The 16,072-nt window shown below is 46.7% G+C and carries 16 protein-coding genes; 3 read left to right on the forward strand and 13 right to left on the reverse strand.

The features are described 5' to 3' along the window. Positions 1 to 506: 506 nt before the first annotated feature. From larE to fraC, 4 genes are all read right to left on the reverse strand, one after another. Positions 507 to 1,334 (reverse strand): ATP-dependent sacrificial sulfur transferase LarE, encoded by an 828-nt coding sequence (gene larE / locus QUA71_RS10965; protein WP_333284809.1) that lies wholly within the window; start codon positions 1,332 to 1,334, stop codon positions 507 to 509. A 356-nt stretch (positions 1,335 to 1,690) separates the two neighbouring features. Further along, a complete protein-coding gene (locus QUA71_RS10970; protein ID WP_333284811.1) occupies positions 1,691 to 2,464 on the reverse strand; it encodes an ABC transporter permease in 774 nt (257 codons plus the stop codon). Between the two features lie 254 nt (positions 2,465 to 2,718). Next, positions 2,719 to 3,717 carry a DUF5357 family protein gene (locus tag QUA71_RS10975; protein ID WP_333284813.1) on the reverse strand — a complete coding sequence of 333 codons (999 nt, stop codon included), beginning with the start codon at positions 3,715 to 3,717 and terminating at the stop codon, positions 2,719 to 2,721. Between the two features lie 5 nt (positions 3,718 to 3,722). Further along, positions 3,723 to 4,241: a filament integrity protein FraC gene (gene fraC / locus QUA71_RS10980; protein ID WP_190657547.1), complete on the reverse strand. Its 519-nt coding sequence runs from the start codon at positions 4,239 to 4,241 to the stop codon at positions 3,723 to 3,725. 227 nt (positions 4,242 to 4,468) lie between these two features. On the opposite strand from fraC, the gene QUA71_RS10985 reads away from it, so the two are divergent. Next, positions 4,469 to 5,602: a cob(I)yrinic acid a,c-diamide adenosyltransferase gene (locus QUA71_RS10985; RefSeq protein WP_190731861.1), complete on the forward strand. Its 1,134-nt coding sequence runs from the start codon at positions 4,469 to 4,471 to the stop codon at positions 5,600 to 5,602. Between the two features lie 463 nt (positions 5,603 to 6,065). Further along, on the forward strand, positions 6,066 to 8,051 hold the full coding sequence (locus QUA71_RS10990) for a calcium-binding protein (protein ID WP_333284816.1): 1,986 nt from the start codon (positions 6,066 to 6,068) through the stop codon (positions 8,049 to 8,051). 288 nt (positions 8,052 to 8,339) lie between these two features. Here the strand turns inward: QUA71_RS10990 and QUA71_RS10995 are convergent, their stop codons facing one another. The 4 genes from QUA71_RS10995 to petN all read right to left on the reverse strand — a co-directional run bounded on the left by QUA71_RS10995 (position 8,340) and on the right by petN (position 9,633). After that, positions 8,340 to 8,528 (reverse strand): CsbD family protein, encoded by a 189-nt coding sequence (locus QUA71_RS10995; RefSeq protein WP_006631016.1) that lies wholly within the window; start codon positions 8,526 to 8,528, stop codon positions 8,340 to 8,342. A gap of 85 nt (positions 8,529 to 8,613) precedes the next feature. Further along, positions 8,614 to 8,856, reverse strand: coding sequence for a DUF167 domain-containing protein (locus QUA71_RS11000; RefSeq protein ID WP_333284818.1), 243 nt, complete (start codon positions 8,854 to 8,856; stop codon positions 8,614 to 8,616). Continuing rightward, complete coding sequence (locus QUA71_RS11005) at positions 8,853 to 9,452, reverse strand: DJ-1/PfpI family protein (protein WP_333284820.1); 600 nt, start codon at positions 9,450 to 9,452, stop codon at positions 8,853 to 8,855. The genes QUA71_RS11000 and QUA71_RS11005 overlap by 4 nt, the downstream gene beginning before the upstream one ends. Before the next feature lie 91 nt (positions 9,453 to 9,543). Continuing rightward, positions 9,544 to 9,633, reverse strand: a complete 90-nt coding sequence (gene petN, locus QUA71_RS11010) for a cytochrome b6-f complex subunit PetN (protein WP_071883976.1) — start codon at positions 9,631 to 9,633, stop codon at positions 9,544 to 9,546. Between the two features lie 82 nt (positions 9,634 to 9,715). Here petN and QUA71_RS11015 point away from each other — a divergent pair, with 82 nt between their 5' ends. Further along, on the forward strand, positions 9,716 to 10,195 hold the full coding sequence (locus QUA71_RS11015) for a hypothetical protein (RefSeq protein WP_333284822.1): 480 nt from the start codon (positions 9,716 to 9,718) through the stop codon (positions 10,193 to 10,195). A gap of 141 nt (positions 10,196 to 10,336) precedes the next feature. Here QUA71_RS11015 and QUA71_RS11020 read toward each other — a convergent pair whose 3' ends face one another. From QUA71_RS11020 to QUA71_RS11040, 5 genes are all read right to left on the reverse strand, one after another. Then, positions 10,337 to 11,011, reverse strand: coding sequence for an SDR family oxidoreductase (locus QUA71_RS11020; RefSeq protein ID WP_333284824.1), 675 nt, complete (start codon positions 11,009 to 11,011; stop codon positions 10,337 to 10,339). 171 nt (positions 11,012 to 11,182) lie between these two features. Further along, positions 11,183 to 11,794, reverse strand: a complete 612-nt coding sequence (locus QUA71_RS11025; RefSeq protein ID WP_333284826.1) for a methyltransferase domain-containing protein — start codon at positions 11,792 to 11,794, stop codon at positions 11,183 to 11,185. 234 nt (positions 11,795 to 12,028) lie between these two features. Continuing rightward, complete coding sequence (gene bioB, locus QUA71_RS11030; RefSeq protein ID WP_333284828.1) at positions 12,029 to 13,072, reverse strand: biotin synthase BioB; 1,044 nt, start codon at positions 13,070 to 13,072, stop codon at positions 12,029 to 12,031. Positions 13,073 to 13,089: 17 nt separating this feature from the next. After that, the gene (gene bioA / locus QUA71_RS11035) at positions 13,090 to 14,394 is read right to left on the reverse strand and encodes an adenosylmethionine--8-amino-7-oxononanoate transaminase (protein ID WP_333284830.1); all 1,305 of its coding nucleotides are present in this window, start codon (positions 14,392 to 14,394) and stop codon (positions 13,090 to 13,092) included. A 215-nt stretch (positions 14,395 to 14,609) separates the two neighbouring features. Continuing rightward, entirely contained in the window at positions 14,610 to 16,022 is a 1,413-nt protein-coding gene (locus QUA71_RS11040; protein ID WP_333284832.1) for an adenylate/guanylate cyclase domain-containing protein, read from the reverse strand. Positions 16,023 to 16,072: the final 50 nt, after the last annotated feature.

The raw sequence follows: 16,072 nt of genomic DNA on the forward strand, positions 1-16,072 counted from the left end.
AAACCGGATTTGCTATTACATGGCACATCCCAAATCTACGGCAAACATCCTAGGCGTTGCTGATTTACGGTATGAAACGTTAAATATGTGCGTCATAGAAACCAGTATCCATAAAGCTTTTGGATTTTAAAGTTATTTTTTTCATACCCTGATTAAGCAACACCAGTTTGAGATTACTTTATATTGTTTCCGGTTGCATCGGAATGATATAGAGAACACCGGGAGTGCCTAAGTCCCTACAATTAATGGGGGTAGGGACTTAGGCACTCGCGGTGTCCTGACTGTGAGTAATATTAATTCCGAGGCTAGCGGAGTTGATATCACTGAGTTGGCTGGGCGACAGTAATACGTTACTTTTGCGTAAGTCTTGTAATCCTAACAATTCGAGCCTTGAAAGGTATAAGTTGCTACATCAACAAAGGTAAAGGTTCGATTGACATTGTTCCCCTTTGTCGATGTCCCAAACTACATCAATCATGAAAAATTTTTGTATTGGGAAAAATTAATCAACCTTTTGCCTGCAACAACTGCGGCTGCAAAACCTGATTTAATTTGCCGCTGCGAAACCCCTCCAAATCCAAAGTCGCGTACACAAAACCAAACTCCTGAAACACCGCCACCAATGCAGGCAAATCCGTATTTAGCACAAACTCCTGAATTTCTTCTGCGGGTAACTCAATGCGCGCCGTATCTCCGTCCGATCGCACTCGCAAATTTTTCAGTCCCAACTGTCGCAAATACCGTTCGGCGCGCCCCACTCTTTGCAACTTTCCAACGGTGATTTCTTCGCCGTAAGGAAAGCGCGAACTCAGACAAGGTTGAGCAGGTTTGTCCCACCAAGGCAAATCCAATTCTTTTGCCAACTGCCGCACTTCAAATTTAGCGATTCCTACTTCTGCTAAGGGCGATCGCGCGCCGCGTTCCTTTGCCGCCTGAATCCCTGGACGGTAATCCTTTAAATCGTCAGCATTCACCCCATCCACCACATAAGGATAACCCTTTGCTAGTGCTAGCGGTTTCAAAGTATCGTGCAGTTCGCTTTTGCAGAAATAGCAGCGGTTAACCGGGTTGGAAGTGTAATTTGGATTTGCCATTTCCTGAGTTTCTACTTCCTGGTGGGCAATCCCAATTTCTGCTGCTTGAATGCGCGCATCTTCTAAATCTTCTGGCAGTAAAGATGGGGAAACTGCCGTCACTGCCAAAGCGCGATCGCCCAACACATCAAAAGCGATTTTTGCCACCAAAGTGCTGTCAATTCCGCCGGAGTAGGCAATCAAAGCCCGTTCCATTTGTGCGAAAATATCTTTTAATTGTTCTAGTTTTTCCACTAACATAATTTCACTTTTTATTACTGCTAAGCTATCGTAATCTAATTTACAGGGTGATTTCTCTTCAACATCTTTAGGACTTACGCACGATTGTTTAGAAACCGGTTTTTTTACGAAAAGACGCGTTGTAGACCGCAGATTCGGTAACAAACCCGGTTTCTCGGCCCCGATGCGTAAGTCCCGATCTTGTGGGGAGGGCAGAAAAGCCCGCCCAAAGGTACTATTTAAATACAGAACAGCTTATTCGGGATCAATTAAAAGTTTGAGTTTTAGTCGAGATTTCTGAGCTAGCGCCTCCTTGATATTTTAGCGTGATAATTTGATAGATATACTCAAACTTTTGAAAGTAGGGCAGGCGCGTTTTAAAACTCCCTACGGGAAAATATGGCGATCGCAATTGACAGCAGCAGCACCACATACAGCAAACCGTAGGCAGCATCTGTAATCAAACCTGCTAAGTAAGGAACTTGTCCGTAAACAGCATCGTTTCTCAAATTGAATCTAGCTAAATCCGGCAAAACGAGATAAAGTCCCATCATCAATTGTTCAAGACCTGGATTTTTAGTTAACTTACCCAAAGCCACTAAATCCCGCGTCGAATGTCCCATTAAATAAACGCCAAATGTCAGTAAAGTTGCCAGCAGCGAACTGCTAAAAACCCCAAATAAAATCCCGACACCAGCCATCAGACACAGCTCAAACCAGACAAACAACGAAGCGATTAAAATGCTTTCCAAAGGGAAAGGAATGCGGCTCAAACTCAGAATAACCAGATAGATAACAGTCATTGCTGCTACAAGCACCGCCAGCACCGCCGACAGCCCTAAGTGCTTGCCCACAATTAACTCAGCCCGACTTATCGGCTTAGCAACTAACAGATAAACAGTGCGCTTTTCAATTTCTTTGTTGACCAGTCCGGTAGCCACAAAAACTGTGGCAATTAGACCGAGAATGCTCATAGCAGCCAAACCGACATCTAAGATAATTTTCTTCTCGGTTGTCGCCGCCAATTCCGGTATCAACCGTACCGAGGCGCCCATCAACAGAGCAAAAATAATAATTAAGTAAAGGATGCGATCGCGAATTACTTCCCAAAATACATTGGTCGCGACTGTCAAGATTCTTCTCAAATTCATCTAGTTATTAACCCGCTGGAAACTTTCGCAATCAATACTTTAATATAAGGAAAAAGGAAGTTCGGCAACGCGCAGTGAATGGGGATTTAAGGGATTTAACGGATTGGATGTTGAAGGAAGAAGTCCGAGGTTCGAGGGAAGATTCTCCCCCATCTCCCACTCTCCCCATCTCCGCCTCTCGGGATCGGATACTCTCCCCATCTCCCCCTCTTCCCCTTTCTTCGGGAACACTCTCCTAACTGCCTGAGACAAGCTCAAACTTGACTGTCCCCCGCCGTTCCATCTTTTTTCTGTCCGGGTTGAGAGCGTTTGATGGCACCGCAGGTTACAGTCGCCCTATTGCCTATCTCGAACACCTCGCAAGATTTGGTAAACGAATATGTTTCCGGTCTAAAAACCAGCCCCAGCCAAATTGCCTCCATCTCTAACTGATAGCGGGAATCTCCTTGGACGATCGAAGTTTTGACATCCCACTTCGCATCTTCTGCGACTACCCCAGTTGTTTGTAAGGCTTGATTCCGCAGAAAAAACCGCTCGTTGTCCATATCTATTAACATTTGCTCTACCTGCGCCCACGGTTTTGTGCGGGCTTCATTTTGTAGGTATCTCTCCATTGCATTGAGGATAACAACTCCTCGGGAGCGATTAATAGTTGGCTGTTGAAATGTCACCACATAATCGCTTTGCCTCAAATCCTGGGATAAAACGCTCGGGTACTGTCGTATCCAACCTTGAATTAAAAAGTGAAAAGCAAACCAACAGGAAAACAGCAGGTGAACTAGAGTAATCATCAAAAACTGAGGGCGCACCAACGACCTGATACCTTCCCGTTTTGACTCGCTATTCCAAACCTCTATTGTAGCAAGAACTACTACTGCTATAATTGGGCCGGATATCCATGCTATTTCCTTCCTATCCGACGGCAATCTTACCAGCAACCACAATCCAATTAAAATGCTTGTCACCCACGGACTCAGACTTACTCCTTTAATCACAAAAGGTTGCTGACTGGTCAGCAAACCCATTGAAAGTGTAAAAAATAACCAGCTCATATCAAAAAGCAGAGTTCTCGTCCGCCAGTCAGTGACTGTCGCCACTGTCAGCAAAGCTAAAAAGATGCTGAGCAGTAAAGGAGTCTTCCAGTGGACAACTTTAGGCGGAATCATCGCCTTTTGGATTTTTTTATTGGTTTCCCAAAGGTTGTTTGTCAGTTTAGTGAGTTGCTGAGTGACATCCAAAAATTGCTTCATCATAAATTTCAGTAGACGCTTTGCAAAAACAACACGGTTAAAATAACGACATTGCTAACAGTGTGGGCGATTAAAATTCCCCCAAATTGGGTAGTTACTTGAAAAGTTCTTTTGGGAGCACGGCGGGTGAGGGTTGGCGGCCCTAAAAACTGAGGCTTGGAAGCTTTCTTATTGCCGGAAACCATGTTTTCTATGAATTCTAATCCCTGCCATTTAGCTATAAAAGTTACTGCTAATACTGAGAGTGCTATCAGAGTTATTGGAGCGTAAACATTATCCCCTCTGCCTAATAAAATATAACCGATAAGCTGTTCCCGTAAATCTTTGGTAAGAACGCTTTCAATGCCCAAGAAAACTAACCAGCCCACACAAGTGCAAGAGAGATTGAGGATGGCTGTATATTCAATGCTGGTTTTGGGGCCAAGTTTAAGTAGTTTTTGCAAAAACCACGATTCGATCGCGATCGCCAAAAACATAATTAAAATTTGCACCAAAACAGTCCGAAATGGGAAAACACTCGCAATCATAAGCTTTTAGGTATATCAGCCCGTGTTAAATTTTAATTGTACAGCACAAACGGAATAATCTTAACTGGAGGTTTGAGCACCTGATTGCGTTAGATCGATGCTTAAAAGATTGGGCGTTAGGAGTTATCGTATAATCTGTTGAGATCCGCCAAGAGAATGGAAAAATTAAACATTCAAGGCGCGCGATCGAATACCCACCCCGCTACAGACTCAAACAACTGCTGATTATGGTAAGGAATGGCATTGGTATTCGGACAGCCTCATCCCGGTCGGAACGCGCCGCGGGCCAGATTCACGTCTACGACGGCGCTGGTAAAGGCAAGTCTCAGGCAGCTTTGGGAGTAGTGTTGCGGTCGATCGGGCTGGGTATTAATTCTGACTCGCCCACGCGAGTCTTGTTGCTGCGCTTTCTCAAAGGCCCCGGCCGCTCCTACGACGAAGACGGGGCAATAGAAGCCTTGCAACGGGCATTTCCGCACTTGATCGACCAAGTGCGTACCGGCAGAGCCGAATATTTTGGGGCCGAAGCAATCACCCGCTTCGATCGCGCAGAAGCTCAGCGAGGCTGGGATATCGCCAAAGGAGCGATCGCCAGCGAACTTTATTCCGTGGTGGTACTAGACGAACTAAACCCCTTATTGGACTTGGGTTTGCTGCCAGTTGACGAAGTAGTCCAAACCCTCAAAAACAAACCCGAATATTTAGAAGTCATCGCCACAGGCCGAGCGGCCCCGGAAGCTTTGCTGGAGATTGCCGACTTACACTCAGAAATGAAGCCGCACTATCACCCCGCAGCGGCAGAGCATCATATTTCCGGTATCGAAATATACACTGGAGCGGGCAAAGGCAAGTCTACGAGCGCTTTGGGCAAAGCTTTGCAGGCAATAGGTAGGGGTATCAGTCAAGACCAATCTCACCGGGTGTTAATCGTGCAATGGCTCAAAGGTGGTACCGGTTATACCGAAGATGCGGCGATCGCAGCTTTGCGGCAAAGCTATCCACAGCTAGTAGACCACCAGCGGTGCGGCCGAGATGCTATAGTTTGGCGGGGGCAACAGCAAGAGCTAGACTGCATAGAAGCAGAACGCGGCTGGGAAATCGCCAAATGTGCGATCGCCAGCGGCTGGTATAAAACGATTATTCTCGACGAACTCAATCCCACAGTAGACTTAGAACTGCTGGCAGTAGAGCCGATCGTAGAAGCCCTGCTACGCAAGCCGCGGGATACAGAAATTATTATCACCGGGCGCTGCCACAAACCCCACGCTTACTTTGACTTGGCAAGCGTACACTCCGAGGTATACTGTCACAAACACTACGGCGATCGGGGCGTAGAACTAAAGCGGGGCGTAGACTTTTAAAGCCCGGAGCGGTACGCAGTTCAATCCGGGCCAGAATTATTAAATGACGGCCCTGCCTGGAAAACCGGAAATTGCCACAAAGCCTTGTTACCAAGTAACAAATCTCCCAATTTCCCTTGTCTTCCCGATCACCCAGATCTGCCTTTTTTAATCTTTAATTTCCTCCCCGGGACGCGATCCCCGACCGCCAATCCAAAGTGGAACATTAAGAATATGAGGCGCGTCTTATGGAGCGTGAGCACCTGAGACAGTGCACCAGGATTATTAAAGGGTGAAGACTTTGAAAATAAAAGCTTACAAGCAAAAAGTCCGCGAGGGAGAAAGTCTAGACAGGGTTAACGCCAGTAGGCTAGACTTGCGGCTGGCAAACAGGTTAAACTACAGCGGAATCCAAACATTCGGTGTTCTAGGCAGTGTCTGTAGTCGCACCAGCGATGACCAACAAGTAGAGGAGTGAAGCTTTATGACAACGTTAGATGACAATCCTAATCAACTAGATTTAAACCTTCCGGGACTAGGCCCGGATACAGTATTGGCCGGAGCCGGGGCGGATTTCGTTAGAACTTCCACCCTGGGCGGCAGCTTAATATTTGGCCAAGGCGATAACGATACTCTAGTTTCAGTTGGCCCGAACGATACCATATACGGCGGCGACGACGAAGATTCAATCAGATCTCAGCGCACTCCGGCTTTGCTGTTTGGCGACGCAGGCTTGGACACCATAGTCGCTGAAGCCCAGGCTACCATGGCCGGCGGTTTGGGAGAAGACTTCCTCCAAGGTACAGTCGAAGCTAACCTGATGTTTGGTAATCAGGGCGCAGATACGATGCTGGGAGGGGCCCAGAGAAGAGACTCCCTCTACGGCGGTAAGGACAATGACGCGATCGGCTTCTTCATCGCAGGCGGTGGCAACAACCTTTCTTTAGATGGTGCCTTGGGTATTGGCTTCGCTGGCAATGAAGGCAGCAACTACTTGCGGGGTGATTTGGGCGACGACTTGGTTGTAGGTATCAATGTAAGAGACAGTCTCTTTGGCGGTAGAGGCAACGACACCCTAAGAGGTGTCGCCAGCAACAGCTACCTGTCGGGCGATAATGACGACGACATCTTATTTATTACCAACACTACGCAAAGCAGCCCGTTTGATCCGAGGCCTATCACGATCGGCATTGAGAGAACCACCTTGATTGGCGGAGGCGGCAACGATTCTCTCTACGGCGCGATCGGCGAGTTTGGCGGTGGCAGAAACTTCTTTGAGGGCGGCGACGGTAACGACACGATCAACGTTTTTGCCACTTCGGATACCGCGTTGGGAGGTGCAGGCGACGACTTCATCGTGTCGGCGACGGTGTCTGCACTTTCGAGTGTAGGCGCCTCCAGTTCATTTGCAGGCTTCGCGGGTCGCAACTTGCTCGACGGTGGAGTGGGCAATGACACGATCGTCGCTGCCTTCTCCAGCGATACGATGATTGGCGGTGAAGGCAACGACAGCCTGAGCGGTACCTTTACTAATGCAGCCGCTGGAGATGGCAACGATACTATCGATGCTACCAAGGCCTTTTTTGGTAATGCTACTGGTACTGCTTTGATTACTCTCGAAGGCGGGCTGGGCAACGATCTGTTAATTGGCTACACCAATCCTACTACTGGCAGCAGCTTCACCGTCACCAACCTCATGAACGGTAGCGAGGGAAGTGACACCATCATCTTTGGCAGCCAGCGCGATCGCGTGATCGGCAACTTTGCGGGTAACGACTTCATCTCCTACGCTAGCGGCGTCACCTTTAGCGGCACAGTCGCCAACTTGATTACCGATACCTTAGGCAGCAACTACATTATTGGTGGCAACGGCACTGATGTCATCACTACCGGTGCTGGGGATGACATACTGTTCGGCGAGGTACAAAACGCAACAACATTCGGGGACGATACCTTAAATAGCGGCGGTGGGAACGACACGGTTCTGGGTAGCTTTGGTAAGGACTATTTGATCGGGGGCGACGGTAACGACTCTCTCGGCGGCGGGCCTGGTGCTGACACGCTGATTGGTGGCAGTGGCAATGACAGCTTCTACTACACCAACGAAGGCGAGGGCGTCACCCTCGGCACCACCCCCGGCAGCGCATTGGGTACTGAGCCAGACGCAATCGGAGATTTTGTTGTCGGTCAAGACAAGTTTATCTTGGCGTTAAACGGCTTCAACGGCTTGAAGGCAGTCGAAGCGAATCGACTTTCTTCGAGGTCGTTCTTGGTGCTTGAGAGCGGGACTTACACTGGCCAGTTTGGTCCAGCCGGGGCCGATCCCAACCAACCGTTCGTCTTTTATGAAAATCAAACCGGACGACTAGGATTTGATTCTAACGGTGCTGGTACTGTTGACCAAGGCATTACGCTGGCAATTCTGAATGGCAGACCGGGCATTACGGCTTCTGACATTACGCTGATTTAATTTGGGTAAAAGTGGGTGGGGTCGATTCTGAAACATCGCCCTACCAACTCTCAAAACTAATTCTGGTATGTTTAGAGCTGGGGATATCAATCCCTGGCTTTTTTATTGCAGCGATTTTTAGTCGAACAGGGTGCGTCAGGGAGCCTGAGATTCTTGGCATCGCGAGGTGTTTGCCTGATACTAATAGCCCCCCTCACGCATCCTACAAGTTTGGGCGATCAAAAAAAAGCCAGCAAACGATAGGTTTGCTGGATTGAGTAGGCAGGAAACTTGTAGCAAATACTGTTACTAAGCTTTGTCTACAATCTCTTTTGCTTTATCTTTGAGGTCTTCTTTCAGGTGAATTGCTGATGCTTCGTCCTGCTTGGCTTGACCTTCTAATTTATCTTTCTGATTGCCTGTAACTTCGCTAGCAGCTTCTTGGATTTTGCCTTCAATATTCTTCGCTGTTGCTTCGACTCTATTTTCAATGCTCATAATTTTATATTCTAACTCTACAACTACTAATATAGGATTTTAAAGTTGAGTCTGAATCCCTCTTTAGATAGATGTGTTATTACTTTTATTTCAAAGTTAAAGGCTCAATTGGTATTTCCACAAGTTTATTTCTAGAGGAAAAACCGGATTTAATGCCGATCGCAGATTTCGGCACTTTAAACTTTTTCGCCAACAGCATGATTAATTCTTGATTGGCTTTACCCTCAACAGGCGGCGACTTGAGATGTATTGTGAGGCTGCCGTCGGGTTGTTCTGCGATGCTTTGCTGTTTGGAATTCGGTTTAACTTTGACTGTGAAAATAGTCATACTTCGACTTTCTCTGAATGTTCGATCTTCGTTCCCAAAACTTTCAGGAATTCAGCCAGCCAGTTAGAATGTGCTGGCCACGCGGGGGCGGTGACTAAATTGCCATCGACTACGGCCTCGGTAACGGGAACTTCTGTATATTTGCCGCCGGCCCGGAGTACGTCGGGGCTGCAAGCGGGGTATGCGGTGCAGCGTTTGCCTTCGAGTACGCCGGCGGCGGTTAGAACCTGCAAGCCGTGACAAATAGATGCGATCGGCTTTTTGCTGTTGGCAAAGTAGCGGGTAATTTGCAGCACTTGTTCGTTGAGGCGGATGTATTCTGGGGCGCGCCCTCCCGGGATAATCAAAGCGTCGTAGTCTGCCGGGTTGATTTCGTCAAAAGTCGCGTTTAAAGTGAAGTTGTGACCGGGTTTTTCGCTGTAGGTTTGATCGCCTTCAAAGTCGTGAATTGCGGTGCGAATTGTTTGGCCGGCAGCTTTGTCCGGGCAGACGGCGTGGACGGTGTGACCTACCATTTGCAGTGCTTGGAAGGGAACCATTACTTCGTAGTCTTCTACAAAGTCGCCGACTAGCATTAATATTTTTTTTGCTGTCATGTTTCCTACTCCTGTTATTTTGATTTAATTAAATAGGATTTAAAAAAATGCGGGGCCGTTAAAAAGCCTGCCCCGCAAGCTATTCTGGAATCTAGAAACCGTTGCGTCCCCAAATGACCATTGAAATTGAGAAGGAGAACAGAACTAGCACCGAAACCCAACCGAGTGACAAAATATCCATAGCTATTTATTGAACAAACTGTACAAAGTGACTCCAAACCTTATGATAAGTCAATTTGAGCCATTTTTGAAATGAGGGCGCTGTGAAGGATTCGTCAAATTTTAGTGCGGCTGAACGGGTAGAATCTTTGAAGGCAGGGACTGTTGCTGGTTTGTCTTGTTTGCTTGGTTTTGGGGCGATCGCCCTTGGTAATAGCTTAATTCTAGCGGATAGGTTGGATTCTCTGGCGAGTTTGCAGGTAAGGGAAATTGACCTAAATTTTGCCTTCAGAGGGGCGATCGCACTTTTGGGCGGTTTTTTGTTCGGCGTGACTTACCGCTATGCGATTCGCCGAGATGTTAACCCGCAGCTTAAATCTGGTGCGGTGTTGGCTTTTGGGTTGGTGCGGGCTTTTGGACAATTGGATGCTGGATTGTTTTTTGAACCCGGGAAGATGCCCCCCCTACAGGAGTTATTGCCGTTTGCGGTTCGCGGTGCCGAGAGTGTGGTATTGTTTGCGATCGCGGGTTTGGTTTTGGATTGGGCGATCGGGCGATCGTGGATTAAGCCTTTCGATTCTTGAGTGCAAAATCTTGCAGCATTTTTAGGAACAGGCAAGATGCCTGTTCCACAAAAGTTAAATTTTCTTGTGGGGTGTTGCTCCTAGCCCGCCCAAAAAATACAATTTAGATGCGAAACAGCTTATTTTGCGCTAAACCAGCCCCTAAAGATTTAATACCTCAAATTCTGGATTGCCGTAAAGCATTTGCCTGTCTACCGCCGACAAAACTTTATTGTTAGCAGCATCAGAAACTAAACACTGACAAACTAGCTGCGCTACATCCGCCCGGTGAATAGTTCCAGCAACTAGACTATCTTCTGTTAAAATACCGTTGCCTGTTGCAGGTTCCGACTTGAGTCCGCCCGGACGAATCACTGTATAAATCATCCCGCTTGCTATCAAATGATTTTCGGCTTTTTCCTTTTCAATTAAAACCGGGCCCAAAGTTTCCAAAACTTGCGGTTGCAAAGCAGCGGCACTATTACCGCTGCCGATGGATGAAACTAAAATAAATTTTTGCACGCCTGCTTTGACAGCCGCATCAATCAAGTTTTTGTTGCCCAAATAATCGGCTCTTTCCCCATCTTTGGGCAAGCCGCCAATTGTGCTGATTACGGCATGAATTGGCTCACCGCCAGCCATTGCCACTTCCATAGCGGCAGCATCCAAAGCATCGCCAGTCACGACTTTGATGCCCATTCCTTCTAATTCGGTGCTGGTTGCGGGCGATCGCAAAAGTGCAGTTACTTGCATATTTTGTGCTATCAGACATTTCGCGATTTCTAAGCCGACTCCTCGACTAGCACCCGCTAAAAAAATGTGGGATTTCTCTGTCATATCAATTTTGATTTAAGGGGTTCACAAAGTGGTTTATTTGAATGTAGATTATACAACAATCCTCGGTCAATCGGTGAATGAGTTTTTTTATTTTACCGCAGAGGGCGCAGAGGGCGCAGAGGAAGAGAGGGGAATGATTCGCAATTACCTATTCCCAATTTCCAATTTACGTTAGATTTTTTTGCCCACCATTACTACCCAAGATTGAGCTTCGCGGGGTAAGCCGGGGGGGCGATAGTAGTGATTGACAATTGCAAATCCCGCTTGTTCTAAACAAGGCGCTAAAGTATGATATTCCCATCCGGCAGTATAGCGTTTTCCCGTCGGTCGCTCGTCGTATCCCTCCCAATTTCCCCGGCACATTGACATGACAATTGCACCGTTAACAACTAAGGCTTTGTGCAAATCTTGCAGCACTTTCACCATCTCGTCGCTGGGAACGTGAATCAGGGAAGCATTGGCAAAAATACCGTCAAATTCTGCTTTTGGCAAGTCTAGGTTCAGAAAAGATTGCTGCCAAACTTCGCATCCCGATAACTTCTTAGCTATTTCTACAAAAGCCGGAGTTGCATCTAAGCCTACAACTGTGTGTCCTTGGCTCTTGAACGCTACTAAATCTCGTCCCGGGCCGCATCCTATATCGAGAATTTTACCGGGATTGCGGGGCATAGCAGCCGTCAGTGCGTTGCGATTTTGGGATACGTCGTGATGCCAAGTTCCTTCTCGGAAAGATTCGGCAGTTAGCTGGTATTCTGCGATCGTAATTTCTTCGCGTTTGTCCACAATTTCCCCCTCTTGTATTATTTTAGATTTTAGATTTTAGATTTTAGATTGAAGAATGTTAACCTTAGAATAAGGGTTTATGGCTACAATCTAAGCACTTAAGGCTGAGGCATTTGCTACGTCAGAAACCCGGTTTCTCTCCCCCATGCGTAAGCGTGAAGTATAGATATTGGGTAGGGACACGGCACTGCCGTGTCCTACTCTATTTCATTCGATTGAAAACTACTATAATAGTTAAACAACCAGGGTTTTTTGTTCGGGTTTGGTAACTGCTGAATCAACTTCTAAGAGAGAACCTTCGGGGGATTCGATCGCAAATCCCGCATCTCGAATCATGTCCCAATCTTGATGGGCAGCTTGTCCGGGAGTTGTCAGATAATCGCCAACAAAGATAGAATTAGCGGGGTAGAGTCCGAGAGGTTGCAGCGATCGCAAATGCACCTCGCGTCCCCCAGCAATCCGAATTTCTTGGCTAGGAAGCAAAAATCGGAACAAACAGAGAATTCGCAAACATTGGCGGGGAGTTAACCTGTTCACATCTGCAAATGGCGTGCCGGGAATCGGAATGAAAAAGTTGACCGGCACGCTAGTAACGCCCAATTTGCGAAGCGAAAGCGCTAAATCGATCGCATCATCATCCGATTCGCCCATCCCTAAAATTCCGCCGGAACAAGTTGTGATTCCCGCTGCTTTTACGTGTTCGACGGTTTCCACCCGATCGCCAAAAGTGTGAGTGGTGCAAATGTCCGAGTGATATGATTCGGAAGTATTGAGATTGTGATTTACGCGATCGACTCCAGCTTTAGCCAAACGGTGAGTTTGTTCCTCGCTCAACAATCCCAAACAAGCACAAATTTTCAGGTTATGATTTGCCTTCACAGTCTCGACAGCATCTAAAACGCGATCGAAAGTAGATGCGCTGGGTTGACGGCCCGAAATCACCAAACAAAACGTACCTGCTTTTAAGTCTGCTGCGCGTTGGGCGGCATCCAGAATTTTCTCCTTAGCTAAAAGCGGATATTTCTCAATTTCCGCAGTCGAAATTTTTGACTGAGAACAATAATGGCAATCTTCAGGACAAAGACCGCTTTGAGCGTTTAACAAATAGTGCAGCCTGACTCGGTTTCCCCAGTAGTGGCGGCGCACCCGATAAGCTGCGTTTAGTTGTTCCAGCAAAACCTCATCCGGTGCGCGCAATACGGCTAAAGATTGCTCGCGAGAGATACATTTGCCCGCCAGCGCGTCGTCAGCCAAATCGTTCCAATTGGGTAAATTCATTACTAAAATTAAAGGGGTTACAGAGTATCCAAAACCTGACGAATTACCCGATAAATCGATTCTAGTTCATCAGGAGAAATGCAGTAGGGCGGCATCAAGTAAAGCGTGTTTCCCAAGGGGCGGAGCAAAAACCCCGCTTCGAGAAATCTGGCTTTCAATACAGGAGCGATGTCATTAAAATAACCGGAAACGCTTTCGGTTTTCACATCCATTGCTGCGATGGTGCCACAAGTCCGAATCCGTTCGAGTTTAGGATGATTTCTCAGCCATTGATTCAGGTATTGGCGGTGCAGTTTTTCCATACCTTGATACACATTTGGGTTTTGCTCCAAAAGCTCCAAGGATGCTACACTCACCGCACAAGCTAAGGGATTTCCGGTGTAAGAATGACTGTGAAAAAAAGCTTTGTCCGGTTCATCTCGCCAGAAAGCTTGATAAATATCCTCCGATGCCATTGTGACAGCAAGTGGCAAACAGCCGCCAGACAATCCTTTAGACAAACACAGGATATCCGGTGAAGTTGCAGATTTAAGCGAGGCAAACAGTTCGCCCGTGCGGCCAAAACCCGTCATTACTTCATCGTAAATCAACAATACATTAAACTGGCGAGCAAGTTGTGCGATATCCTGCAAAAACTCAGGGCGGCACATTCGCATTCCCCCGGCACCTTGCACCAAAGGTTCGATAAAAATTCCCGCATAGCCGCCCTGCTTTAACAAAAACTCCAATTTCTCTAAACTCGCCGCCTCCTTGGTTTCCACCTCCTCGTCGCCGTCAAAAGTCGCGGGAAAAGGAACAACATCCCCAGCAAACATTAAAGGTGCAAAAGATTCCCACCACAGCGAACTTCTGCCAGCAGACATCGCGCCCACAGTATCGCCGTGATAACCTCCCTCAAAACTAATAAAGCTAGTGCGGTTAGTTTCTCCGAGATTGCGCCAATATTGAAATGCCATTTTCAGAGCCACTTCAACAGCAGTCGAGCCGTTATCAGAAAAGAAAATCCGCGTTAAAGAAGCAGGCGTATGAGTTAGCAATTTACTCGCAAGTTTCTCGGCAGGTTCGTGAGTAAACCCCGCAAAGATTACGTGTTCTAATTTTTGGGCTTGTTCGTAAAGAGCCTCAGCGAGAACCGGATGGCTGTGCCCGTGAACAGTCACCCACCAACTAGAAATGCAGTCGAGAATTTGCCGCCCGTCTGCCAATTCCAGCACCGATCCTTTGCCGCGAATTACCTTCAGCGGCGGGGCAGCCGTTTTCATTTGCGTGAAGGGCTGCCAAATCGGTGAATTTGAATAATTATGTTCCTGATCCGCAGTCATTTTTACCAATCAAACTAATATTAAGTCGCCTTTTAATATAGCAATTTTCCCTCACTTATGAACTTTTTATTTTTTCTTCTTTCTTCTTCTCTTCCTTCGTGTCCTTAGCGTCTTCGCGGTTCGTTCAAAAAAAATCTAGTTTGGAGTTGAAGGCGGCTGCCCTGCAACGTCTGCCGCCAGATCGCGTATTCCCCAGCGATGGTTAAATTTGTCAGTTACAATTTTCGGCCTTTCAGCAAATAAGTCGTCATTGCTCCTTTGCCTTTAACATTAATTTTACCGCGCTTTTCCAACAAATACTTATCGCACAGCAGCTCATAAGTTGAGCTGCTAACTTGAATTTTACCCGGAAGCCCCTGAGATTCCATGCGGCTTGCTGTATTCACAGCATCTCCCCACAAATCGTAAATAAACTTTTTAGTACCGATGACACCTGCTACCACAGGCCCAGTATTAATGCCAATGCGGATATTGAGAGGTTTACCGCATTCGTCGCGGAATTTCATAATTTCTTGCTGCATTTCCAGCGCCATTTCGGCAATAGATTCGGCGTGATTTGTACAGGGAAGTGGCAAACCGCCTGCTACCATATAATTGTCGCCTATCGTCTTAATTTTTTCTAAGCCGTATTGTTCGCTCAAGCTATCGAAAGATGAAAATATTTTGTTAAGTAATTCTACTAATTGTTCAGGAGACGTGCGCGAAGATATTTCGGTAAAGCCCACAATATCAGCAAACAAAACCGTAACTTCGGCAAATCCGTCCGCAATATTTATATGGCCTTGTTTTAGGCGATCGGCAATCATTACTGGTAATATATTTAGTAATAAACGTTCCGACTTTTCTTGTTCAGCGCGCAATACTTCCTCAGCTTGTTTACGCTGTGCGATTTCCTTGTATACTCGGTGAAACATTTGATTGAATGCGACCATGAGTTCTCCCAACTCGTCATCGCGCTTGACAGACAGAGAGTAGAAATCAGGTTGTTCTCGATCTTTGCTCAAAGCGTCTCCGGCAGCGATCAAGTCATCGCGCAATCTCAAGAGAGGTGAAATTACTGTCACCCCTAAAAAAAACATAGTCACAGAAGTGACAAAGGCTGATATAATGATTACTAGAACGGCAATCCGCCCGATAAATGCGTAGAGTTCCGGTTGAACGGTGGAAGCATCGTGGCGAACAATTAAGATGTAATCGCCTCCAAAATGTCGCTCCGTCCAAGCAATATCGTAGCGCTGGCCATCGAAATTGTGACTGTGAACTATACGAGCTCTTTTTAGTTGCTTTAAACTGATTTCTGGGGTTTCGCCCAGTGTATATATTAGCTGACCGTTAGCTTGGTAAATAGATAGTCCTAACACTACTTGAGAATCCTTAATAATATTTTTTACTTCTTCTTGCAAGAAAGTGCGATCGGAAATATCTTGTTGGAGCAAAAACTCTAGGGAATCAACAGTCGCCCGAGATACCTGTTCCAGTTGACTTAAAAGTTCATTTTCTCGCCGAAAATAAGAGGGAACTAAAATAATTCCCTCTATGACAAGAATGCTAGCAAATACCCACAAAGCTATTTGCCTAGACAAGCGAGATTGGAAAAATTTTAAGAATGATAAAATCCGCGATCGCATAAAATTTACTATTTTGCCAATGGCTAATGTAGGACATAGGAAAATAAACC

This window comes from Microcoleus sp. MON1_C5 (genome assembly GCF_036701875.1).
Classification (GTDB): domain Bacteria; phylum Cyanobacteriota; class Cyanobacteriia; order Cyanobacteriales; family Microcoleaceae; genus Microcoleus.